This is a genomic window from Curtobacterium sp. PhB130 (genome assembly GCF_003755165.1).
Taxonomy (GTDB): Bacteria; Actinomycetota; Actinomycetes; order Actinomycetales; family Microbacteriaceae; genus Curtobacterium.
In genome coordinates, this window is the sequence record NZ_RKII01000013.1 from 23,838 (window position 1) to 46,602 (window position 22,765).

The 22,765-nt window shown below is 64.5% G+C and carries 24 protein-coding genes and 1 pseudogene; 5 read left to right on the forward strand and 20 right to left on the reverse strand.

The window, feature by feature from the left end:
* Positions 1 to 8 precede the first annotated feature (8 nt).
* Both EDF24_RS18385 and EDF24_RS18390 read right to left on the reverse strand, forming a co-directional pair.
* Positions 9 to 995, reverse strand: a complete 987-nt coding sequence (locus EDF24_RS18385; protein ID WP_123704837.1) for an ABC transporter permease — start codon at positions 993 to 995, stop codon at positions 9 to 11.
* A gap of 33 nt (positions 996 to 1,028) precedes the next feature.
* Entirely contained in the window at positions 1,029 to 2,714 is a 1,686-nt protein-coding gene (locus tag EDF24_RS18390; RefSeq protein ID WP_165931580.1) for an ABC transporter substrate-binding protein, read from the reverse strand.
* 459 nt (positions 2,715 to 3,173) lie between these two features.
* Between EDF24_RS18390 and EDF24_RS18395 the strand changes: the two genes are divergently transcribed.
* A complete protein-coding gene (locus EDF24_RS18395; RefSeq protein ID WP_165931581.1) occupies positions 3,174 to 5,321 on the forward strand; it encodes a cellulase family glycosylhydrolase in 2,148 nt (715 codons plus the stop codon).
* 36 nt (positions 5,322 to 5,357) lie between these two features.
* On the forward strand, positions 5,358 to 7,043 hold the full coding sequence (locus EDF24_RS18400) for an ABC transporter substrate-binding protein (protein ID WP_123704843.1): 1,686 nt from the start codon (positions 5,358 to 5,360) through the stop codon (positions 7,041 to 7,043).
* A gap of 15 nt (positions 7,044 to 7,058) precedes the next feature.
* Here EDF24_RS18400 and EDF24_RS18405 read toward each other — a convergent pair whose 3' ends face one another.
* From EDF24_RS18405 to EDF24_RS18415, 3 genes are all read right to left on the reverse strand, one after another.
* Positions 7,059 to 10,310 carry a glycoside hydrolase domain-containing protein gene (locus EDF24_RS18405; RefSeq protein ID WP_243698434.1) on the reverse strand — a complete coding sequence of 1,084 codons (3,252 nt, stop codon included), beginning with the start codon at positions 10,308 to 10,310 and terminating at the stop codon, positions 7,059 to 7,061.
* Between the two features lie 274 nt (positions 10,311 to 10,584).
* Positions 10,585 to 11,724 (reverse strand): cellulase-like family protein, encoded by a 1,140-nt coding sequence (locus EDF24_RS18410; protein ID WP_165931582.1) that lies wholly within the window; start codon positions 11,722 to 11,724, stop codon positions 10,585 to 10,587.
* A gap of 186 nt (positions 11,725 to 11,910) precedes the next feature.
* Positions 11,911 to 12,717: a FadR/GntR family transcriptional regulator gene (locus tag EDF24_RS18415; RefSeq protein ID WP_123704850.1), complete on the reverse strand. Its 807-nt coding sequence runs from the start codon at positions 12,715 to 12,717 to the stop codon at positions 11,911 to 11,913.
* Positions 12,718 to 12,857: 140 nt separating this feature from the next.
* Between EDF24_RS18415 and EDF24_RS18420 the strand changes: the two genes are divergently transcribed.
* Positions 12,858 to 13,934 carry a Gfo/Idh/MocA family protein gene (locus tag EDF24_RS18420; protein ID WP_123704852.1) on the forward strand — a complete coding sequence of 359 codons (1,077 nt, stop codon included), beginning with the start codon at positions 12,858 to 12,860 and terminating at the stop codon, positions 13,932 to 13,934.
* Positions 13,935 to 14,019: 85 nt separating this feature from the next.
* On the opposite strand, the pseudogene EDF24_RS18425 reads toward EDF24_RS18420, so the two are convergent.
* The 4 genes and pseudogenes from EDF24_RS18425 to EDF24_RS18440 form a co-directional block, all read right to left on the reverse strand.
* Positions 14,020 to 15,003, reverse strand: a pseudogene (locus EDF24_RS18425) (IS481 family transposase).
* An 82-nt stretch (positions 15,004 to 15,085) separates the two neighbouring features.
* Positions 15,086 to 15,442 (reverse strand): hypothetical protein, encoded by a 357-nt coding sequence (locus tag EDF24_RS18430; RefSeq protein ID WP_123704854.1) that lies wholly within the window; start codon positions 15,440 to 15,442, stop codon positions 15,086 to 15,088.
* Between the two features lie 10 nt (positions 15,443 to 15,452).
* On the reverse strand, positions 15,453 to 15,830 hold the full coding sequence (locus EDF24_RS18435) for a TetR/AcrR family transcriptional regulator (protein ID WP_123704856.1): 378 nt from the start codon (positions 15,828 to 15,830) through the stop codon (positions 15,453 to 15,455).
* 33 nt (positions 15,831 to 15,863) lie between these two features.
* A complete protein-coding gene (locus EDF24_RS18440) occupies positions 15,864 to 16,262 on the reverse strand; it encodes a hypothetical protein (RefSeq protein WP_148070930.1) in 399 nt (132 codons plus the stop codon).
* A gap of 88 nt (positions 16,263 to 16,350) precedes the next feature.
* Here EDF24_RS18440 and EDF24_RS18445 point away from each other — a divergent pair, with 88 nt between their 5' ends.
* Positions 16,351 to 17,271: a hypothetical protein gene (locus tag EDF24_RS18445; protein WP_148070931.1), complete on the forward strand. Its 921-nt coding sequence runs from the start codon at positions 16,351 to 16,353 to the stop codon at positions 17,269 to 17,271.
* Here the strand turns inward: EDF24_RS18445 and EDF24_RS18450 are convergent.
* Both EDF24_RS18450 and EDF24_RS18455 read right to left on the reverse strand, forming a co-directional pair.
* The gene (locus tag EDF24_RS18450; RefSeq protein ID WP_123704862.1) at positions 17,260 to 17,484 is read right to left on the reverse strand and encodes a hypothetical protein; all 225 of its coding nucleotides are present in this window, start codon (positions 17,482 to 17,484) and stop codon (positions 17,260 to 17,262) included. The genes EDF24_RS18445 and EDF24_RS18450 overlap by 12 nt on opposite strands.
* Before the next feature lie 32 nt (positions 17,485 to 17,516).
* Complete coding sequence (locus EDF24_RS18455) at positions 17,517 to 17,981, reverse strand: helix-turn-helix domain-containing protein (RefSeq protein WP_123704864.1); 465 nt, start codon at positions 17,979 to 17,981, stop codon at positions 17,517 to 17,519.
* Positions 17,982 to 18,134: 153 nt separating this feature from the next.
* Between EDF24_RS18455 and EDF24_RS18460 the strand changes: the two genes are divergently transcribed.
* A complete protein-coding gene (locus EDF24_RS18460) occupies positions 18,135 to 19,349 on the forward strand; it encodes a competence protein CoiA (protein WP_165931583.1) in 1,215 nt (404 codons plus the stop codon).
* Here the strand turns inward: EDF24_RS18460 and EDF24_RS18465 are convergent.
* The 9 genes from EDF24_RS18465 to EDF24_RS18505 form a co-directional block, all read right to left on the reverse strand.
* Positions 19,307 to 19,522 carry a hypothetical protein gene (locus EDF24_RS18465; protein WP_123704868.1) on the reverse strand — a complete coding sequence of 72 codons (216 nt, stop codon included), beginning with the start codon at positions 19,520 to 19,522 and terminating at the stop codon, positions 19,307 to 19,309. The genes EDF24_RS18460 and EDF24_RS18465 overlap by 43 nt on opposite strands.
* A 19-nt stretch (positions 19,523 to 19,541) precedes the next feature.
* On the reverse strand, positions 19,542 to 19,778 hold the full coding sequence (locus EDF24_RS18470) for a hypothetical protein (protein ID WP_123704870.1): 237 nt from the start codon (positions 19,776 to 19,778) through the stop codon (positions 19,542 to 19,544).
* Positions 19,775 to 19,999 (reverse strand): glutaredoxin-like protein NrdH, encoded by a 225-nt coding sequence (gene nrdH / locus EDF24_RS18475; RefSeq protein WP_123704872.1) that lies wholly within the window; start codon positions 19,997 to 19,999, stop codon positions 19,775 to 19,777. The genes EDF24_RS18470 and nrdH overlap by 4 nt, the downstream gene beginning before the upstream one ends.
* Before the next feature lie 16 nt (positions 20,000 to 20,015).
* Positions 20,016 to 20,234, reverse strand: a complete 219-nt coding sequence (locus tag EDF24_RS18480) for a hypothetical protein (protein WP_123704874.1) — start codon at positions 20,232 to 20,234, stop codon at positions 20,016 to 20,018.
* Entirely contained in the window at positions 20,231 to 20,419 is a 189-nt protein-coding gene (locus EDF24_RS18485) for a hypothetical protein (protein ID WP_123704876.1), read from the reverse strand. Before EDF24_RS18485 ends, EDF24_RS18480 begins: the two co-directional genes overlap by 4 nt.
* On the reverse strand, positions 20,416 to 20,838 hold the full coding sequence (locus tag EDF24_RS18490) for a hypothetical protein (protein WP_123704878.1): 423 nt from the start codon (positions 20,836 to 20,838) through the stop codon (positions 20,416 to 20,418). The genes EDF24_RS18485 and EDF24_RS18490 overlap by 4 nt, the downstream gene beginning before the upstream one ends.
* A gap of 220 nt (positions 20,839 to 21,058) precedes the next feature.
* A complete protein-coding gene (locus EDF24_RS18495) occupies positions 21,059 to 21,571 on the reverse strand; it encodes a hypothetical protein (protein WP_123704880.1) in 513 nt (170 codons plus the stop codon).
* On the reverse strand, positions 21,453 to 22,394 hold the full coding sequence (locus tag EDF24_RS18500) for a DUF1524 domain-containing protein (RefSeq protein ID WP_311316816.1): 942 nt from the start codon (positions 22,392 to 22,394) through the stop codon (positions 21,453 to 21,455). The genes EDF24_RS18495 and EDF24_RS18500 overlap by 119 nt, the downstream gene beginning before the upstream one ends.
* On the reverse strand, positions 22,340 to 22,762 hold the full coding sequence (locus tag EDF24_RS18505; protein ID WP_132050610.1) for a hypothetical protein: 423 nt from the start codon (positions 22,760 to 22,762) through the stop codon (positions 22,340 to 22,342). The genes EDF24_RS18500 and EDF24_RS18505 overlap by 55 nt, the downstream gene beginning before the upstream one ends.
* Positions 22,763 to 22,765 lie beyond the last annotated feature (3 nt).

A 22,765-nucleotide genomic window follows, 5' to 3' on the forward strand; every position in this document is an offset into this window, starting at 1 on the left:
CCTTTAGCTCAGGCACGGGCGCGGGTCCGGGGATCGATGATCCCGTACAAGATGTCGACGATGAGGTTCGCCGCAAGAACGGCAATGGTGATGATCAGGAAAAGCCCCTGCATGAGCGAGTAGTCGTTGTTCCCAACGGCGTCGAGCATGCGGTTCCCGATACCGGGGTAGGAGAAAACCTGCTCGGTCACGATCGATCCCGCCACGACGAATCCGAGCGAGATGGCGAACCCGGCCACCGACGGCAGCACTGCGTTTCGCGCGGCGTAGGTGATCATGACCCTCATGGGGTGCAGCCCCTTCGCCTCCGCTGTGACGACGTAGTCCTCCGACAGTGTCGAAACCATCATGTTGCGCATCCCGAGCAACCAACCCCCGATCGAGGAGAGCACGATGGTGAGCGCTGGAAGGGTCCCGAAGACGATCGCACTCGAGATGAACGACCACGAGAACCCGGGAACCACCGTGTTCACGTCGTACCCACCGTTGATCGGGAACCAGCCCAGAGCCAACGAAAAGACATAGACGAGAACCAGCGCCAGCCAGAAGTACGGAATGGACTGCATCAGGGTCGTGGCGGGGATGATCGAATCGACCCAGGTCCCTCGTTTCCAACCTGCGAAGGTCCCGAGAGCGATCCCGATGGCGAAGGTGATACAGGTGGAGAGCCCCACCAGGACCAGCGTCCACGGTATTGCCTGGGCGATGATGTCCACTACCGGTGTCGGATAGTAGGTCACGGAGATCCCAAGGTTCCCGTGTGCGAGCTGGCCGAGGTAGTCGCCGTACTGCTGCCACAAGCTCTCATGGGAATTCGAGCCGAACAACGCCTGCAGGGCTTTCCGCGTCCCGGGGGCGACCGGTCCCTGCCTGGACAGCTTTGCCAGGAGCGCATCGACCGGGTTCCCCGGAAGGAGACGCGGGATGGCGAAGTTGAGCGTGATCGCAGCCCAGAAGGCGACAAGGTAGAAACCGAGTTTCCGAAGTATCTGCATACTTGACCTAATTCTCTGTCCTGATTGCTCCTGTCACTTGACCTCGAGGTGGGTCAGGACTATCTCGTTATCGGGGAACGCACCGGGCGAAGCCTGCGCGTAGAGATCCTCGGTCGTGGGGAATCCGGTGACCTGCTTCGTGCTCCACTCAGCACCGCTCGTGTTGTTGATGATGGGGATGTACGGCATGGCTGGCACGATCTGACGCTGAATCTTCTTGTATGCCTCAGCCTTCACGGCCGAGCTCTCACTGCTGGCTGCCACCTTGAGCTGCGCGTCCACGATCGGATCCGAGAACCGCGATACGTTCCCGTAGGGGTTACCCGATTGACCAACGGGCTTTGTGTTGATGGTCGAGAACGCGTTCTGGTAGACGTAGTACGGGTCCGGGGCGGGGCCTTGGAAGAGGCCGGTGATGGTCATCTGGAACTGCCCTAGGCCCTGCTGGTTCAGCATCTCGTTCAATGCGATCTGCTGCGTGTTGATCTCGATGCCGGCGGACTTCAGTTGTTCCGTGATCGCGCTCAGCGCAGCGATGTAGTCCGTGTAACCACTCGTTACCGTGACGTTGATCGCGAGCTTCTTCCCGTCCTTTTCGTAGACACCGTCGGACCCCTTCGTGTAGCCAGCTCCCTCGAGGATGGACTGCGCTTTCGCGACGTTGGGGGTCATCGGTGCCGCTGCGGCGTACTCGGAAGCGATGAACTGCTTGTCGCGTCCGAGCAACGCGAACGTCGGAGAGATCGCCGTTGCGTTGTCGTAGTAGGCAAGCTTGTCAACCTGGCCGCGATTCAGCGCGTAGTAGATGGCCTGGCGGACTGCGGGGTCGGTCTGCGGACCGGTGCACCCAAGTTCTGCGTTGGAACATGCGGCGAGCGCTACCTGCTGGCTCCCGTAGAGCGTGTATCCCAACGGTGAACGGTTCTTGAGTACCTTCTTGATGTCCGGGATGAAGATACCGGCCCAGTCGAGCTGGCCGGCGAGAAATCTATCGGTAGCCGCCTGGTTGCCGGAAAGCGAGAGAACGCGGATCCCGCCGACACGCACCTTCGACGCGTTCCAGTAATCGGGGTTCTTCTTGAGGAGGTACGACTGGGAGGTGAAGGACGAGAGCGTCATGGGGCCGGTACCGACCGGCGCCTTGTTCACGAACTTGGTCGGGTCTGCGACCTTCTTCCAGACGTGCTCGGGCACGATCGCCGTCTGACCCAGGACGGTGGCTCCGTCCGCGAACGAGGGCCGATCGAACGTGAGCGTCACATGCGTGGTGTCCGATGCCTTCGCTTCTGGCGCGTTGCCAGTCGTGTTGAAAGCTGGTGTGTCGTGCTTCAGGTTGAAGGTGTACGCAACGTCTGCCGCGGTGAATGGCTTGCCATCACTCCATTTGACCCCGTCGCGAATGGTGACGGAGAGCTGCGTCCCTGCTTTGTTCCAGTCGTACTTCGTACCGAGTAACGGCATGGCCGGGTTATTCAGCGGTTTGAGTTCGTTGATGAAGAACAGCGGTTCGTAGAGCATGCCCGCGGTCTCGCCGAGCACGGTCGGACTGAATGGGTTGAAATTCTCGACGAACGTCCCACTTCCTCCCAGGTAGGTCGTCAACGTCGGACCGCCGACGGCGGATTGCGAAGCCGTCGAGGTGCACCCGCTGAGCGACAGTGCTGCCAGGGCAACAGCAACACACATGGCGGGGAGCCCCCGCCGCTTCCAGTTCTTCATCGAACCCTTCATTCTCAGTCGACGACGCCGTCGACTGTGGTAGTAGACGCTGCAACTGTCCTTGGCCAGGGGGCACCGGGACCATGCAACTCGAAGCTGATCTCACAGTAGCACTGGTCCAACCGGTTCTACCGCGCTACGTTGGACGGGCAGCGCGCCCCTCCCAACGACGAGAGAGATTCGATGACGAACTCACGAGAACGCTCAGGTTCTGGCCCTACCGCAAGATGGAGGCGTGCCGCGCTCATCACGGCGGCGATCGCTATCACGGCGGTTGTCACATCGGGTTCCCTGTCCGCGGGTGCCTCAACGGCAGCTCCGACACCACCGTCTGGATTTCGCAGTTCCTACGACTTCGAAAGCGGTACCGAAGGGTTCACCTCGGCGCGACGTCCGGCAAACGCGGGCGACACGAGCACAACGACGGCGCAGAGGACTGGCGGCGTTCAGTCGCTCGTCATGCCGGTGTCGTACTCCGGTGGAAGCTGGGACGAGGCCGCCACGACGGTTGACTTCGGCGGCGACGCCGACCTGAACCAGTTCGGATCCGTGACCGCGCACGTGTACATACCGCAAGCGGGAGATCTGGTCGACATCGGCTTCGACTCACCTACACGAGTCCCTTCGCGCATGGTCACTACGACCGCGGGATGGAACACGGTGACCTTCGACATCGGCGCCGCCAGCACCGACTTCGCCGGTGGGGTCCATGAGGCCTCAAGCCTGACGATTCGCGTTGTGGGCCGATCAGCGACGTACTCAGGCGACGTTGACGTGGACGACGTGACGTTCAACCCGCTGACGAAGCCGGGACTCGACATCACCGCTCCTCTCCCCGACGCCACAGTTTCATCACCGCAAAATTCTGCATATTCGATCAAGGCCACTGTTACAGCTCCGCCCAGTCGAGCGATCACGTCGGTCACCTGGGCCACCGCCACACAGAAAGGTGCCTTGACGACCACTCAGGAAAGTGATCAGTGGACGGGCGATTGGAACCTCTGGAACGAGCCAGAGGGCCCAACCGGTCTCACGATCACCGCCACCGACTCCTCCGGCGCAACGACAACAGTCCCCGAGCGCGTGCTCGTGCAGAACAGTAAGCTCCGCATTGAGGCAGTCACGCCAACGTTTGACGCAGCACTGTCAGCAACGAAGACACTCTCCGCGACCGTCACCCCTGACCCAAGGTTCGCGCTTCGGCGGGGAACCGTGAAAGTGGGCAACTCCAGCTGGCCGCTGTCGTTCTCACGGCCAACGCCGGCCGGCACCGTGCGTGCTCACGCAATCGTCGACACCAGGGCCGTCCCAGATGGTGTGGAGTCTGTTGTCTTCTCCGTGACCGACGCTCACTTCACTGTTCGCGACACGGTAACCGTCACAGTCGTCAACCACCCCACTAAGGCACAGTTCGTCACCGCGAAGAATGGCGTGTTCCGGGTCGGCCGTACTCAAGAGCGCTTCGTAGGGGGCAACGACTGGACTCTCCCGCTGTATCAGGACATGACCACAACGAGCCTTCAAGTCGGTGCAGACGGCGCAGTGATCCCGAAGGGCACGACGATGTCGTGGAAGGAGCAGGTCGACCGCGACATGCTCAGCGCCGAACAGCACCACATCACCTGGCTCCGCACCCTCGCCTTCAACGACAATCCGACCGATCCCGCCGCGTTCCGGACGTCGCTCACCGGGTACAACGAAAGCGCGTTCCAGCGTCTCGACTACGTCCTCGCAAGTGCGCAACGGCACAACGTACGTCTCACGCTCGTTCTCACGAACAACTGGGCCGACTACGGCGGCATCCACCAATACGCCCAGTGGCTCGGACTCCCCGACGACAACGCGTTCTACACCGATCCGACAGCGATCTCCGCGTACCGTGCTTACGTCGCACACCTCGTGGATCGCACAAACACAGTAACTGGACAACGCTACGCTGACGACCCAACGATTTTCTCGTGGGAGCTCATGAACGAGCCGCGCTACGCCTGCACGGCGAACGCCTGCGACGAGTCTGGCGCGACACTCCGCGGCTGGATCGCCGACCAGAGCAACTACATCAAATCGCTCGATCCGAACCACATGGTGTCTGCGGGCAGCGAAGGGCACGGCCTCATCCACACTACCGGCGGGGATGTCCAGTGGGCGGGGCAGACCGAGGGCGACGGTAACGATCCGTTCTTGACCCAGAACGTGCCGGGCATTGACTTCTTCACCTTCCACCCGTATCTGAACGCAGGCTGGTTCAATCCGACGCCTACCAAAGCCAATCAGATGGTGAACGCGTTTGTGAAGACCGCGCAGTCTCTCGGGAAGCCGCTCGTCATGGAGGAGTACGCGTTCGACCGCAACGCGCCCCTCTACTCCGACGACCACACGCTGTTACGGCCCACGGATGCCGCGTTCACCGACGCGTGGACGGCTCGGACCGAGTCCCTTAACACCCGCTTCTTTGCCGCTGGTGGTGGTGCGTCAGGGATCTGGGCGCTGACGAACTCGGTTGACCCGGACTTCAGCGTGAACCTCTACCTCCCTGAGAGCGGAGTTCGGCAGAGCCAGCCTCTCATCGACTTCCTGAGCCGATTGAGTCAACGACTCAATCCTTAATCATGACCAGATCATCGCTTCAGGAGCAAATCCAAAATGAAAAACGCTATATCGCGCATCGTTGTTATGGTCGCCGCCGCAACAGCCGTGATTGTTACGTTATCCGGGTGTACCGGGGCTCGATCAACTGGCACGTCGGGACCGCCGATCCTCGGCATTAGCAATGGAGGCACCGGACCGTTCACGGACAACTTCAATCCGCTGTCACCGACAGGCATGTCCGGTACCGCCGGCTTTATCTATGAACCTCTGTTCTTCTTTAACCGCCGTGCGGCTTTGTCAACGAAACCTGTACCGCTGCTCGGCGCTTCGTACTCCTGGAACAGTTCCGGTACTGTCCTCGACGTGCGGACACAGCCTGGAATCACCTGGAGCGATGGGCGACCGTTCACAGCGCACGATGTTGCGTTCACCATGAACCTGCTCCGCACCAATCCCGCGCTGGACGTCTCAGGCGGTGCACCGCAGGCCACCGCGACCGATAACACGCATGTGGAATTGAAGTTCGACAAACCGTCATTCACTTTGGCCCCGACACTTCTTGGGCTTACATATATTGTTCCCGAACACATCTGGAAGCAGGTTCCTGATCCGTCCAAGTATCTAAACTCGCACCCGGTCGGTACGGGTCCCCTAACCAAGGGAAGCTTCACCTCGCAGGCGTACACGCTGGTCCCGAACAAGCGCTTCCGAGATCAGCAAGATGTCCATGTCGGCGGGGTCCGTTACTACTCGCTTGCCACGGATGAGGTTGCTACGAAGAAGCTGTTGGCCGGGCAACTTGACTGGGCCGGTGTCGCCATCCCGAACATCAGCAAGGTCCTCAGTGCTCGAGACGACCTGAGCTTCTCCGTCGACACGCCGAACCAGGTTGTTCTCCAGACATGCTCGAATGCGGCACTCGGGTGTAGTGGACCACAAACGGATCCGCAAGTACGAAGGGCAATATCCGCCGCCATCGACCGCCGTCAGCTCAACAAGCTCGTGTGGTACGGCACTGCGGAGTCTATCTCCCCGACCCTGCTTCAGCCAGGCCGAGACAAGAATTTCATCAGCCACGCTCACACATCAGTCCTACCGAATGAGGCGGATGTGCAGGGAGCCCAGACGATTCTCCGCTCGGCGGGCTGGTCGAAAGGCCCGGATGGCATCTTTGCGAAGAATGGTAGACCTCTCGCTGTAACTGCGCTCGTGACCAGTGGGTACAGCGGCTACGTTTCAGCTCTCGGCCTCATTCAGCAACAATTGAAGGAAGCCGGAATTAAACTTACTGTACAGCAGGTTGCTGGACAGGAAGCGAATAGTGAGGTGGGACAGGGGCACTTTCAGCTGGCCATTAATGCCCTATTCTCGGGGCCTGTTCCAGACCCTTACTACTTGTATCACCAGTATTTTGCATCATCACAGACGGCGCGCGTCGGGTCTACGGTTGATCCAAGCGGTAATGTCACGCGCTTTTCCGACCAGTCGGTGGACGCCTCGCTCAGTGCGGCCGGCGGTACGACCGACATCAGCCAAAAGGCAGAGGCCTATGCTTCCGTGCAGGACCAGATAGCAACCTCGATGCCGTACATCCCGCTCCTCGCGGCCGGGAGTACTGCTGAGTTCCGGTCAGGACGCTTCTCAGGATTCCCAGACGCGTCGAATCCGTACGCGGAGGCGTCGCCCTGGGCTGCGCCAGATAACGAACAGGTGCTGATGCACCTCCGGATCAGATCTTAAATCGGAGGCGCTAACTCAATGACTACTGGAGTCCCTGGCGACAAGCTCGAGCTGCGTCAAGGCGAGTCTTCTTTCTGCGTAAAATCGAAAAGTCCCGGACCTCACGCCGCCCTGAATTCGGAATGCGCGTGTCTGCCCCGCCCACTCAAACAGCTCATCTGTTTGCTCGTCCGAGGAGCGGACTCGCCCTTCGATGTCCATCAGCATGGTGATCCAGCTGAACCTGCCCGGCTGCGCGACCGTCACGGTGTAGAACGACGCTGCCTCGACCGAAACCGGGACGTCGACGGCCTCGCCCGCTGCAAGTTGCACTTCGGTCGCACCGAGGTCGTCGGTCAGGACGGCGGCTTTCCCGGTGGCGGCACCGACGGGCAGGACGTCCGCGGGGGTGTCTGCAAACCCATGTAGCTCCGACGCACTTGCCGGCCGTGTATCCGATGCCCACCCGCTCGGTTCGTCCGAGAGTGTGAACACGATGTGCGTACCGGACGCCACCACGGAGTGTGGGATGGAGATTGAGGTCCAGGGTTTGCCGTCGACCGTGACCGACTCGATGTAGCGGCCGAAGTGACCGTCCGCCATAGGGTTGCCGATTTCGATCACCGTCGCTGCTCCTTCGGGCCGGCGCAGCTCAGTGCGCCGCACAGACGGAGGGATCAGTACGTAGGTTCCCGTTGCCGGGGCAAGCGGGTACAGCCCGATCGTCCCGAAAACATACCAGGCGCTCATCTCGCCGTTGTCCTCGTCACCTGGGTAGCCCTGCCCGAAGTCCGAGCCGACGAAGAGCCGGTCGAGCGCCTCGCGGACGGTGCGGTGTGCATCGTCGTGGTGCCCGGCATACATTGGAAAAAACGGGATGTGGTGCGCCGGCTGGTTCGACAGGCCGAGCATCCCCATACGAACGTCGCGTGCCTCGGTCATTTCGTGGATCGGTGACCCATAGTGGCCAGCCACCGCCGTGCGGCCGGTCTCGGCCCGAGCGCTGAACGCCGCCAGCGCGCGGAGGAGGCCGTCCTCACCCCCGTGCAGCGCGGCAATCCCGGCGCCGTCGTGCGGCGCGGTGAACATCGTCCCCCACGCGTTCGTCTCGGTGTAGTCGCCGCCCCACTGGTCCGGGTCGTACTCAGCGTCGGGCACCCGCCACGATCCGTCCGCGTTCCGACCGACAAAGAACCCCAGACCGTCGATGTTCGTCTGCGGGTCCGATGTAACGTCACGTGCGGATAAGGGGGTCAGCTGCTTCTCCTGTCTAGAGCCCGAAACCACGCGAAATACGTTTCGGTACTGGAGCGATCTTCGCGCAAACCACTCAGCCTCAACTTCGTAGCGGATCGCATCTGCCGATCCCGACGTCGACTGCTCGGCGAGAAGCCGCGCCATAACCGACGTTGACCAGTCGTTGATCGCAGCGTCGAGGGTCCACGACATGCCCTCGTTGGTGTCGACGTCGACAAATCCGCGGAACGCTCCCGGCTGGAGCCCCTTACGACCGACACGGCAGTCCCGTGCCGGGACGGTCGCATTCTTCACCGCGCTCCGGTACGCCTGCACCAGGTCGATGTGCGGAACACCCTTGATGAGCAGGTCGGCGAACACGGTGTCGCTCGTGGTACCGGTCATGACGTCCTCGGCGCCGGGTGCACTCCACCGTGGCGTCCAACCACCGTCGATGAAGTGCTGCACGAATCCCCGTGCAAGCTCCCCGGCCGTGTCGGGCGTGAGGAGCCCGAGGAGCGGCCATGCGGTCCGGTACGTGTCCCAGAATCCGTTCGTAGTACTGAACGCCGCGGCCACGATTTCCGTCGCAGGTTGATCGCGGATCGGCTCCTCGAGGATCTCGCCGTACGGCGAACGGTAGTGCGGCTCCCCGGTCAGCGCGCTCTCGCCCGCACGGTTGGGATAGAGGAAGAGCCGGTACAGGTCCGAGTAGATCGACAGGAGCTGATCGTGCGTGGCACCCTCCACAGAGAGCGTTGAGAGCTCATCCGTCCACAGCTGCTCCGCGTGAGCCAACATCGCGTCGAAGGTCCCGGCTGCATGGAGATTTGCGGTCGCATCCTCGAACGAAACCGTCGAGATCCCAAGGAGCACGTCGACGGGGGCGTCCGTGGCGACGGTCAGAGAGCCGCGGAGCTCGCCGACACCGTCGGGCGTGTGGTCGAACGAGAGATGCTCGCCGGTGACACCGGCCACACGGAGGTGGATGTGATGGGGCGGAGTCTGCAGGCGGTCGTCAAGGAGTGCTTCCACGACGACGACGTCACCCTCGTAGCGAATGTCGACGTCGCGCACCGCGCCATGGTGGTCGAGGATGATTGACGCCCCAGTACTCACGGACGTCCCGGTATCCGTGGTCTTGGTGCTCCCGGCGTCCGAGAACGTGAACCGCCAGCCAAGCGCGAACTCACCGGCCGTCATGGTCGCATCGATGGTTCCGTCGGTGCCGCCGTCGAGCAGCACGCGGTAACGGTGCGCATGGTCTTCCTCGTCGGCGTGGTTGAACGCGAGCGCGCGTTCCGAACGATCGACTGGAGGGTGGGCGAGCGGCGACGGCATGATCTGGAACACGCCGCGGTCGCCCATCCATGGGGAGGGGATGTGTGACGTCGCGAACGCTTGGATTGTTGGGCGATTGTCGCTGGCTCGGTTGTGCTCCTGGTACGAGTACGGCCACCGGGCCTCGGACGCGTTCGTCATCGGTAGCCCGAACACTCCACCGTGCGGGATCCCGACGAGCGGCGCGTTGTTGCCGCGCGAAAACCGGGCGGACGATTGGGTCCCTCGCGTGGTCGAAACCAGGTCGATTGGCCGGGACGGTCGGTCCGACGCTTGCGCAATCGTCACATCATCGAGCCACCCTCGGAGCGTCAAGGGCGCATCCACGCTAGTCGAGGTGCCGCTCGTCGCGGACTCGTCCCTCGCCGTGCAATCCGTCTCGGTCCCGTCCGTGCCACCGAACTGGAGGAGCCGCGTGGGGGATGGAAGGCGCCTCCCGATCGTCGCGACCACCGTCGTCACGGTGCGCCCGGCGACGGCATCAAGTGAAACCGTCCGTCGATTCCACTGGTCTACCCAGGCCGTCCGCGCGTCGTACTGTGCATCCGCATCGATGCGGGCGCCGTACTGGTCCCGCGCGCTCGACGAGAGGCGCGTACCGTCCTCGAACTTAATGTCGAGCCCGAACGCGGTGGCGTCCCAGAATCGGCCGAGATCGGCGACGAGGGGTTCGTTGCGCCCCTCGGGCAGCGTCCGCTCGGGAAACCACACCCAGACGAGCGCATCCCCGGGCCGAATGACATGACCGGACCAACCGGGCACCTCAGCAGTCGTGACGCCCCTCGTGTCTCCCTCGACTAGGAGCGGCGCCGTCGAAGTGAACCCGGCGCCATTCCTCGCGGCAACGGCCGTCGTTGGGCCAGCGCTCCGTCTCAAAACTCGCATAAATGAGGCCTCATCATAGATGTGAACACAAAAAGGCCGAATCACTCGACCGTTCATTTCTGCTCGTGAGGTCTTGCTCTTGATTGGCCAATGTGCCGGCTTAGGCGTGAATCAAATCAGTCATCCGTCGGTGCCATTCGACGTCCTCCCACATTCCAGGGAAATGAGGCTGGGAAAAGTTACTCGTACAAATACCAACCCATCCCCGATCGATCGCCATGGGCACGACCTGTTCCGCCACGTCCTTCACGTAATCCCACCCGCTCCACCCCTGCACGAGGTCAGGTGACCAGCCGACGCTTGCCCAGCCCTCCGTCGTGTACAGCGGGATGTCCCGCTCCTTCGACCACTGACTCCATTCATCGAGCGTCTTCGCAAAGTCGGCAAGGTACATACCGCGTTCGACCCAGTACCGGTCATGCACGAGCTGCTCGTGCTCAGTCAGATTGGTGGTGTCTTGGGAATAGTTGTCCTGATACTTTGTCTGTTCGATAAATTTTGGGGCGGCCGTAGACAACCACAGGTGCGGCTCGCCGAGTCCATACGCGGCCGTCGGCAAGCGCATGATGTCACGACTGAGCGGCGGCTGGTTGCCTCGCAAGTAGTACGATAACGTCGTTGGAATCATCGGGAATTGCTCTCCGACCAGCTCGAGTGAGCGTGCGTATCGAGAAAGACGAACGACCTCGTCATCAGTCCAAGGACGTTGCTCCAGGTCGCCACGATCTTTCGGCGGACCGAAGACCTCGTCCATCACTCCCCCCGCCCAGCCGGGCCACTCATTGCACAGGTCGACCCACTCGACCGCGTCGATCAAGTTGGCCAGTTCCAAGACCTCGAGCGTCTCGATCCAGATACGCGCGAGATCCTCAGGTGTGCGGACTTGTCCGGCCCGGTCCGTGGTGTCGGGCGTGAACCACGTCGAGAGCCCGACGCGCATCCCTCGTTGCTTGACGCCCGCAACGAAACGGATGAGCTCCGGCCGCGGCGCGACACGGACGGGTTCGCGATTGCCCCACATGAACCCCGGAGGCTGCGGCAACACAACGTGTTCCTCCACCGTCACTCCGTCGGAGTCCGCAGCGATCAGGTGCGGGAAGGCGTCGATCCGAACCGTGTCGTACCCGCGCTCGGCGAGCTCATCGAGCACCCGGTCGACATCTGCGTATTCCGCGGTAGCCCCTTCGCGCCGCAGCAGCCATGAAAAATCCCACATTGTCACAGCGGATCTCTTCGTCAACGTGTTGCCTCCTGATCTCGAACGCGGAACGCCGCATAGCGGTCGAACCGGTTGGACCAGCATCATGCTTCACGGCGCAGCCGTCAAGGTGCGGTGACGACCGATGGCGCCAGTGCCCAGCAGAAGCGCGCAACGCTTCAGCTCAGACAACGCTCCCAACACGCGCGTGTGACCGCGCCACGACGGTCATCCCCCATTCGCACCGGGCTGAACCTGCCCTACACGCCCGACCTCGAGAAGGTCCCCCAATGTTCGCCTCGAACCAAGGACCTCAGAGAGCTGGCGCTCCGCCACCGCGTCCAATCCCTGATCCAAATCGAGGCCATACCTAGACATAGCAACGTCAAGGTGCTCGCACATGAGCGTTCGCGCGCCCACGCCGTCCCCTGAGCGGATCGCATCCAGTATCTCGGCATGCTGTGGTAGGCCAACTTCCGACACCTCAGCGTCCGACAGGCTACGCAAAATGAGCTCGGCCGTGAAACCACTGATGGCGCGGAACATCGTTTCCAAGACGGGGTTGTGAGAAGCGTGAGCAACGGCCAAGTGGAACTCGAGGTCAGCTCGAACGCGCTCTAGCAGCGGATTCCTAATGCCTAGATTGGTAAGGGCGCGCTGCATCTCGTCAAGATCAGAAGCTGTGCGAGCGGTCGCAGCGAGTGCGGCCGTTTCAGCCTCGAGCATCCTGCGGCCCACAATCACGTCTCGGGCGGTGACCTGTTCGCGGCGAAGGGCGTTTGTCACGGCAGCGGCTGCAGCCGTGGAGTCGGGCTCGCGAACGAACGCTCCGCGCCCACTCCGTACCACGATGAGCCGTCGCTCAGCGAGGACGCGGAGAGCCTCGCGCACGCCTGATCTGCTTACGGAATACTGTTCTGACAGTTTACGTTCCGAGGCGAGCATCGTGCCGGCTGCCAGCGTCCCATTGAGAATCTGACCCTCAAGGATCGTCACGAGCTCCTCGCGAGTCGTGACCCTCTCGCTAATTTCCATGGCCCCATCGTATGGTGGTCCGACCAGTCCTGAGGCCTAAGCTTGAGTCCCTCGGCTCGATTTGATCTTCTGCTGCACGAGTGAAGCTACGATGCCTCAGCCTTCCGGTCGCGGCCGCCGATTCCCGGTCGTAGCCGCCGTTGACACCGTCACGCGTGGGAATAATCGGCGTGGGGACCATCTCAGCCCAGTACTTCGCCGCGTTCGCCGGCATGGACACGGTCCGCGTGGTCGCCGTTGCCGACATCGACGCGGCCCGCGCCGCCACCGTCGCGGCCGAGCACGGAATTCGCGCCCTGACTGTCGACGAGCTCGTCCGCGATCCCGAGGTCGATCTGGTGCTCAACCTCACCATCCCCGCGGCGCATGCCGCGATCGCGCTCGACGCGATCGCGGCGGGCAAGTCGGTGTACGGCGAGAAGCCGCTCGCGACGAACCTCGACGACGCCGCCCGCGTCGTCGGAGCGGCGCGTGCCGCGGGTGTGCGTCTCGGATGCGCACCCGACACGGTTCTCGGCACGGGCCTCCAGACCGCCAGGCGGGCCATCGACGACGGCCTGATCGGATCGCCGATCGCTGCGACGGCGACCATGGTGACGCCGGGCCACGAGCGATGGCATCCGAACCCCGACTTCTACTACCAGCCCGGCGGTGGTCCCCTGCTCGACATGGGTCCGTACTACGTGTCGGCGCTCGTCACGCTCCTCGGCCCCGTCGCGTCGGTGGTCGGGCTCGCGAGCCACACACGATCCGCCAGGACGATCGGCTCCGGACCCCGTGCGGGCACGGTCGTTCCGGTCGATATCGACACTCACGTGTCGGGCGTGCTGCGGCACGAGTCCGGTGCGCTCTCCACGCTGGTGATGAGCTTCGACGCCGTCGCGACGCATGCATCAAACATCGAGATCCACGGGGACGCGGCGTCACTCGTCGTGCCGGACCCGAATCAGTTCGAGGGCGACGTGCGCCTCCACGTCCTTGGCGGATCGTGGGAGACCCTCGACCCGAGCGCCGGGTACCGGGGTGTCGCGCGTGGCATCGGGGTCGCGGACCTCGTCGCCGCTCCCCCCGGAGTACCGTTCCGCGCGAACGGCGATCTCGCGTACCACGTCCTCGATGTCATGCTCTCGCTCCTCGTTGCCTCCAAATCCGGGTCCGCCGTCGCAATTTGCTCGACGTGCGACCGGCCCTTGCCGGTTCCACTCCAACACGCATAAGAGGCCGAACCGATCCGCGGCGTGCGCCTTGGCCCAGCCAAACGCGCAAACCCGGCACGCGTCGCTCTCTTTCGCCTACCCTTCCCTAGTTGTACTGACCGGGGACGTTGATCAATCGTGAGAAGGGCGGCTGGTTCGTGCAGGCCGTGTGGGGCCGGTGTTCGTTGTAGTAGTGCAACCACCCATTTAGCTCGCCTCGGCGTTCGGTCTCTGACATGTAGCAGCGAGCGTAGGCCCAGCCATCAGCCAAAGTGCGGTGAAACCGCTCCACCTTGCCGTTGGTCTGCGGCCCATACGGACGCGTCCTCTTGTGCCTGATTCCCAGGTCGGCGCAGGTGTCGCGCCACAGGCGTGAGCGATGGGCGCCGCCGTTGTCTGATAGCACCCGCTCGACGCTCACCCCGTGCGCGTTGAACCACTCGACGGCCCGGACCAGGACCGCTGTGGCGGTGGGGCTGTTTCGTCGTCGTGGATCTCGCGTAGGCGACGCGGGAGTGGTCGTCGATAACTGTGTGGACGTAGGCCTTGCCCATCAACGGGTCGTAGTGCTTGTTCTTGGGCTTGCCTGGTGTGGCTGCTCGGTTCTTCTCGCCCTGTTGCCTACCGACGAAGCGCCAACCTCCGCCGTCGAGAATGTTGCCGAGCTTCTTCACGTCGACGTAGAGCATGGCGCCGGGGTGGTCGTGCTCGTAGCGCCGTACTGATTCCCCTGTGCCGCGGTCGACGTGGGAAAGCCTCTTCAAGTGCGCGTCGACCAGGATGCGATGGACCGTGGACGGTGCGATCCCGAGCCGACACGCGAGCTGGACCGGCCCTTCCCGCAGTCGTAGGCGGAGCTGGATGCAGCGCTTCGTCGTCGCCTGGCTGGCCTTGTTCGGGGAGTGGTGTGGGCGTGAGGAGCGGTCTTGCATCGACTGGCCGGCGCGGTAGCGGTCGGCCCAGCGCTTGACGGTGGGCGAGGAGACCTGGAACCGAGCAGCCACCTCGCTGACATCCAGCCGTCGTCGACGACAAGCCGAGCGACGATCAGGCGATGACGTGGCGTGAGGGTCGCATTCGGGTGGGACATCGTGGACTTCGTCGTGATGCGATGAGGGGCCGGCTTACCGCCGGCCCCTCATGAGAGTGGTTGTGGTGGGTGGTGCGGCGTATCAGTGGGCCGCTGCTCGGGCCGTGATCTCGGCTGCCTGTCGGGAGGGGTCGTCCGCCGACACCACGATGCGGCTGAAGTGCTCGTCGGAGAGTTCGATGACCACGGTGTTCTCGAAGCCGTTGACGTTCCAGAACTGGCGCTCACCGTCGGCATGGAAGGTTCCGCTCAGCTTGGAACCAGCACGCAGGCCCGGTCCGCGCCACCCCTTGGGCTCGGTCTTCATGCCAGAGTCGTGGGTGGCGCCCCGGACGTGGCCCCACGGGATGGACAAACTCTTGGTGAAAGACCACACCTTGTCGAGTCCTCGGGGTTCGATGACAAGGGCGTCGTCGGTCAAGGTGACGATGTTGTTCATGGCAGGCTCCTCAGGCTGTAGTTCGATTGGCACGGGCCAGCATGTGCTGCCCGATCAGGGTGGGGTTGGTGTCGAAGCACAGGTCGACTGCGCTGGACGTCAGCTGGGCCATGACGTCATTGACTGGTGCCAGCTCGAGTAGCGACACAACGACCAGGTCCTTGGAATCTTGGTCGATGTCGCCATCACGGGCGCGTTCGCAGACTTGGGCGAGGGCTGTTTGGGCCAGTCCATGTTTTGACCCGTAGAGCTTGTAGAAGCTCGCCCTGTTCAGTCCCAGCGCGGACAGGACCGCGTCCACGGACACGGCATCGAACCCGCGCTGCCCGAACAAGGTAGTTGCACGCCGGAGTACATCCGATTCGTCGAACTCTCTCGGCCTTCCCATGCCAATCAGACTAAACGTTCTAGAACGATATGTCTACAACTGGGCTGGGCGACCCCTTGGATCAACATGTCCGGCGGCCCATGTGTCCGCGGAGACCGCACCGTCGACGAACTCGGATGGTGGAAGCTCCTGCAGGATCTCGGGGACACGCTGCCGGATGCGTTTGAGGTTGCTGCCGTGGTGGAGGGCGACGTACCAGCCAGGAGCGCCCGAGGCGATGGCGACCGTCTCGCCCTGCCGTTCGAGCGCGTCGCTGAGACGCCGGTGCGGGACGTCGTTATCGCTGACCACCTCGAGGGGCGCGTAGGACCCGTCCGTGAGGTAGATCAGGCCGTCGGGCTGCCCGGGCAGTGCCGTCGTCGCTGCGTTCGACGAGGGTGTCGAGGTGATGCGCAACGATCGCCCGTGCCATCCGCTCGATTTGCTGCTCATGGGTCCAGCATCCACCGCGGAGTGTTCGGCCGCCCGGTGAGCCGCTCGTGACCGCGGCGGTGTCGCTCCTGCTGGGTAGGGTCCTGACGTGGCTGACTACTCCCCCGAGGATCTCCGCCGGCTCGATGTGCTCGGCCGGCTCATTGCTGCTGCCGCCGCGCGGAGTACGAATCCACAGGCGCTCCCGCAGGATCTGCTCGGCGCGGAAGCCGACCACGGCACCGTGACTGAGCTGCGAGAGCGGGTCCGAGATCTTGAGGGTGTCGGCTACCTGTCGGTCGACTGGCGGAACAGCGGCGGGTGGAGCGCACGTCCGACGACGCAGGGACGGGACGCCTGGGCGGTGCTGGAGGCTGCTCGGGGCAACGTGCGTGCTCGCCGGCAGCAGCTGCGGGACGAGTACCTCGTGTGGATCGTCGATCAGGACGACGCTGGCGCCTCACCGACAGTGGATGACTTCCTGCCGACGGGCGCGAACTATCTCGGAATGCCGTACACGCAGGAGGACATCGAGCAGACAGGCAAGTGGCTCTCGGAGTCCCGCTACATCAAGGGACCTGGGGTATGGGGGCGGCCGGACCCGATCCATCCCGAACCAACTGCGAAGGGCCGATGGACCGTCGAGGAGGGGAAGTCCGTGAACGAACCAACGAACGACGAGGCACACGCTGCCGCGACCTTCACCAACCACTATTACGCGCCGGCGAACGTGGCGCAGAACAGCCACGACGTGCACCAGACGATCAACATCGGTTGGCAGGACCAGGCGCGCGAGCTCATCGACGAGATCGCTCATCGGCTCGACAACGTCGAAAACGAGCAGGCGCGCACCGAGCTCGCCGCGGCCGTCGCGGAGCTGCGATCCGAGGTCGATGGGCAGGCACGTCCGCACGCGGTCCGCGGGATCGTGACGAAGCTGGGCCTGGCGATCACGACGGCGATGGCCGGTGAACTCGGGTCCGAGCTCACGCAGCACGCGTTCCAACTGCTCGGCGCGCTACCCGCCTAGGTGGAACTCGAACGGCTCGTCGCCGGCAACCGCCGCGGCGTACTCGTCGAGCGTCTCGGCTGAGAGCTCGATGTCCTTCGGCAGCGCATCGGCGACGTCAGCGCGGACGACATGCACGGGGAGCCCAGTGTGCGTCTCCTGGAAGCTGCGACCGGCGTCCTCGAGCTGGCGAGCGATGCCCTGCATGAGCTTCCGGAGCTCACGCTCGTTCATCTGAGACCCTCGAGCCATCTGGACTCCGCTGCTCAGACCAGCTCGAGGGCGCCGGTGAGCTCATCGACGGAGACCCGGAACACGCGGGCGATCTTCTCCAACTCCGCCGGCTTCCATCGTGTCTGACCACGCAGTCGATACCGCAGCGCCGGCACCTCGAGACCCAGCAGCCCCGCCAGTGCCCGTACGTCGCTCACTGGGGCGTCGGGAGCGTCCATGAGCCCTCTGATGCGGTCGCCAGCTGATCGGCCCGTAGAGACCCGCTCAGAGGCGTCCTGGACGCGGGGCGGGTGTCCGGCGCGTCCGCGGGCACGCTCACGCTTCTGCCGGCAGTACTCGTCGACTTGCTCCTCGAGGAACAGCGGCGAGCGCTCCGTCTCAGGGTTCACGCGTGTGGGGAAGTCGCTGTCGCGGACGGCGTAGGCCCAGACGGTCTCGATCGAGACGTTGAGAGCCTTGGCGATGTCGGCGTAGTTGAGCAGCTTCGTCTTCGTCATGGTCAGGGCTCCTCTCGCTAGGACGAATGTACCTGGGTGGGCCTCGGCGGTGGGTGTGGTGTGCGTGTTGCGCGGGCTTTCGGCTGCTGGACGATGACGGCGGGGTGCAGCAGGATCGCGTGCAGCGGGCGTCGGCCCGATGAGGGAGCTGCTGTGCCGCTTGTTGCCCTGTGGGGTGGGGAACGTGTCGAGTCTTGGGGGCTCGGTGATGAGGCGTGGGCGCAGGTGCGGGCGACGTACCGGGATCGTGGTCTGGTGATGTCGTGCGGTGAGCCGGGCGTCCCGGTGGAGCGGGCCGGGACCCGGTACTTCCGGCACAAGGCAGTCAGCTGTGAGCTGCACGAGGGCGGGCCGGAGTCGCGTGAGCACTTGGCGGCGAAAGCACTGGTGGCGGAGGTCGCCCGGGAGCACGGTTGGGAGGCGATCGTCGAAGCGCCGGCGGCGGATCGTTCGTGGATCGCTGACGTGCTCGTCTCCAAGCCGGGGGTGTCTTCTGTCGCTATCGAGGTGCAGTGGGCCGGCCAGACCCCGGAAGACTTCGCTCGTCGAACGGCTCGGTACGAGGCCGCCGGCGTGGAGTGCGTGTGGCTGGTCGGGCCGAAGAACCGCGATCGGGGCTTGTGGAACATGCGCGGGACAGCGGACGCGCTGCAGATGGACATGCCTGTCGGGCTGGCGCAGGGGCGTGAGTTCGTTGCGATGCGCACTGCGCTCACGCGGTGGTTTCGCAGCGAGATCCGGCTCCGGTACCAAGCGGTAGTCGAGGCGGTCGAGATCGTCACGGCGATGTCGAAGTGCCACAACGAGCGCTGCGGTGCGTGGTTCTCGTTCTGGTGGCTCGGTGAGGTGCAGCTGCAGACCCGATGCGGCCAGGTCGGGACGGTGTCGTTCGGTTCGAGGTACCCGACCTGGGTGCGGGACCGACCGGAGTTGGTCTTCCAGGCGGAGGTGCGGAAGGCGTTCGCTGCAAGCTCGTTGCCGCCTGCGACGGAGTACCGGGCGGCGCATAGCCAGACGACGAACACCGACTACACAGCGCAGCACTGCCCCCGCTGCCGGTGGCATCTGGGCGACGGCTTCATCGTTGCGAAGTACCGCAACTGGTCCTCGTACGCGGTCCCGGTGCCGCTGACGCGGATACCGCTCGATCCGAGGGTGACCGCGGTCGAGCACCTGTGCGTCGACGTCGGGAACGGACGATGCTCGCCGCCGCCGGTCCAGGGGACGGCGTACCCGGCGGAGCGGAACGAGTCCGGCGACGTCGTCTGGTTCAACACCTTCGGCACGGCGTCGGGGCCGATCTACGCTGATCGGCTCCCCCAGGGTCAGCGCGGGTCGTCGAGATCCTTGTCGAGGTCGTCGATGTAGATCTCGCTGTCGTCGTGGGTGAAGACGTGGGTGTGGCGGAGCTCATAGCCGCGGTTGGCCCAGCTGTTGAGATCCTCGAGGCGCTGGGCGAGCTTCCGCGTGCGGGAGTAGTCCGTGCTCAGGGTGTTGTCGTGTGGGACGACGGTCTGGAGGGACTCGTAGCGCTTGGTCACAGCGCCGCTCCTTCGGTGCTCACGCGGCGCAGACGTGCCACTGGTTGCGGGGGAAGTCACGCAGCTCACCGTCGACTTCGAGGGTGATGGCGTTGCGGTTGCGGCGTCGGTACCTGCCGCGGACGAGATCGTGGGACCAGCCGTCGGCTGTGTGCCACCAGCGCACGAGCTCGACCGGCTTGCCGCGCTTGAGGGTGACCGGCTCGAACTCGACGATCGGCTCCACCTCGGGTCGGGTCTCGGCGATGGTGCTCATGCGCTGAGCGCGGCGATCTTGTCGGGGCGGAAGCCGGACCAGTGGTCGTCATCGGTGACGACGACGGGGGCCTGCAGGTAGCCGAGGCTCTTGACGTGCTCGAGCGCACGCTCGTCAGCGGAGACGTCGTGGGTCTCGTATGGGATGCCCTTGCTGTCGAGCGCCCGGTACGTCGCGGTGCACTGGACGCAGGACGGCTTGGTGTAGACGGTGACGGTCATGGGTGGGTCCTTCCAGTCAGGCCGCTGCGAGTGCGTCGAGGCGGCGTCGCCAGCTGGCGATGGTCATGTCGAGCACGGCGGCGTGTGCGAGGCCGGTCTCGGTGGCGGTGTCGGTGGTCTCGAGGTCGTGCTCGTAGTTGCTGATCGTGCGAGTCAGGTAGGCGCGGGCGCGCTCCCGCTGCGCGGGGGTGATCGGGGCGGTGCGTGACTCGGCGGTGGTGGTGTGCGTGGTCACTGGAGGACTCCTTCCTCGGTGAGGGTGAACAGGGGCGGTTCCACGTCGGCCGGCTTGCCGGTTTCGAGGTCGAACCAGCCGTAGCTGCAGCAGGTGGTGCAGGCGACGGCTGCGGGTTCGTCGGTAGCGAGCTCGTCGTCGAGGTAGCCGGTTCCGGCGCAGGAGGGGCAGCGGACGTACTTCACCGGGCTGCCTCCGCGGTGTGCAGGGCGCGGGCGCGCATGACGCCGACGCGGGTCGCGTTCTGCTCGCGCCAACGTGCCCAGGAGTCGTCGGTGAGGATGTGTGCCTCCCACTCGAGCAGGTCGAGCTTGGGCTGCACCGGAGCGTGTTCGCTGGTGCGCGTCCTGTGTTCGGGGCAGAAGTAGAGCCCGCAGCCGTCGCGTTCCTGCCAGACCTCCTCGGCGTCGGGTTCGTCGGCGTAACGGTCGTAGGAGATCTCCTGGCCGTCGAGCATCAGGACGTAGTCGCCGTGGTCCTCGCACTTGTACGCAAGGCCACGGTCGATCCGGGTGTCGCAGCCGTCCCAGTCGCACTCGGCGGGGACGGCGTACCCCGCCCAGCGCCAGCTGTGGTCAGGGTCTTCATAGACCTGGTACCCCATGTCGGTCCTTCCGTTCGTCGGTGTGAGACGGCTTGCTTCCTCTACTGGTTAGAGGTGCCTTTACTGGTTAGAGGTGCCTTCCGTCGCGGCCACCGGGACAAATCCGTCCGCCGCGCTCACGCTGCGATCGCGTAGGTGGACGCGGCGCCGGCGACGTAGCGCCGCAGGCGCACGCTCGGGAGCGCGAGTATCAGCGCGGCTCGGATCTGACGGCCGTGCATCACGCGTTGCTCCTGGGGTCCCGGAAGATGCGGGCCGTGTTCCGGACCCTGCTGCTGACGCGGTGCCCAACCGCCGGGTCAGTGGCGATCGCCAGGACGTGCACGGCTGCAGCGCGGCCGATCTGCACGAGCTCGTCGAGCCGCTCGAGGAGGAGCTGCCGTCCGGGCTCGGGAAGGGCCGGCGGGGTACTCAGCAGTGGTCCGAGGTCGATGACGACATACAGGCGCCGGGCCTGCACGGACGTGAGGGCGGTCGAGTAGCGGCGTGCGACTTCCCCAAGGGTTCGCTCGAGCAGCTCGTCCCAGTCGGCGGGGTCGGGGGTGGTGGTGATGCGGGGGCCTGTGAGACGGGCGGAGAGGTCGGCGAGTACGACGATGTCGGCGCCCGGTGCGTTAGCGAAGCACCAGCCCACGGCTTCGCTGCCGGCGGCGGCGCCGAGGATCAGTGCGTGCCCGTCCCGCTCGGGGATGAAGTCGCCGAGGCCTGCTGGGTCTGAGGGTGTCCGGGTCATGGCTGGTCCGTTCACTTGCAGGTGTCGAGGGTGCGGTTGACGGCGGCACGGTCAGCCGAGTCGAGGGTGAGGTCGTAGCGGTGCACGACGTAGGTGAACCGGGTGACGTACGTGCACGCGTAGGACGCTGCAGGCGGGAGCCAGGTCGCCGGGCCCTGGTCGGACTTGGACTCGTTGCTCGGACCGTCGACGGCGTGAGGTTGTTGAGGTCGGTGGCGAGCTGCTCGCGCCGCTGCTCAGTCCACGTCGATGCTTCGTGCTGGTAGGCCCAGGACAGCGGCACCATGTGGTCGATCTGCACTGCGGTGCTCGTCGTTGAGCCGTGAGTGAAGGAGATCTCCTGGCCGGTGTACGGGTCGGCGAGGGTGCCGGTGAGGACGACGCAGTCGTGCGTCCCGGGCTTGTAGGTGACGGCGGTGAGGTCGCGGGCGAGAACGTCGTTGCGTTGGTCGCAGCCGTTGTGGTCGGTATCTGCCCACGCCGGGCCGAAGGAGTCGCGGTCGTACGTCGTCGTAGGTGCCGCGGCCGTGGCCGGGATCTCGGCGAGGAGCTTGCGGACGGCGGGGGCGTTGATGCTGTCGCCGTCGACGAGGCCGGCGTCATGGAGCTGGTTGGTCACGGAGGGGGCGCCCCTGATGGACAGGCTGCCCACGGCATGGGTGCCGCCGCCCGGGTGGAGCGCACCGGTGACCACTTGGGCGACGATGACCAGGCCAGCGGACACGGTGCCGACGATGAGACCGGTGCGGAGTTGCGCACGGCGGCGGCTCACGCGTGGGCTCCAGCGCGCTCGGCGGTGGCCCAGGCGGCGACGTCGCCCCACTGCGGTCGGCGTACCGGGCAGTGAATGTCGGAGTTGTGCAGAGCTGCCGCGCGCTCGGCGGCCTCGTACGTGGTGGCGTCCTCACGGGCGGGGTTCCACTTGCAGGAGGTGCAACGGGCGATCCACTGGCTGCCGATCGGTACGACGGTGCCAATCGGGGTGGTGTCGACGAGCTGGCCGTACTCGAGCACGTTGTCGTCGGCAAACTCCGCTGGCGTGGGCTGCGCCAGGTCCGGGTAACGGTTCGCGGGAGCGTCCTCGAGCAGGGTCGCATACGCCTCGGCGAACTGGTCGGCGAGGGCAGTGTCGGCGCCGTGGCTGGTGGCCCAGAAGATCGCGCGGCGGTAGTGGGAGACGAAGTTGGTCATGGC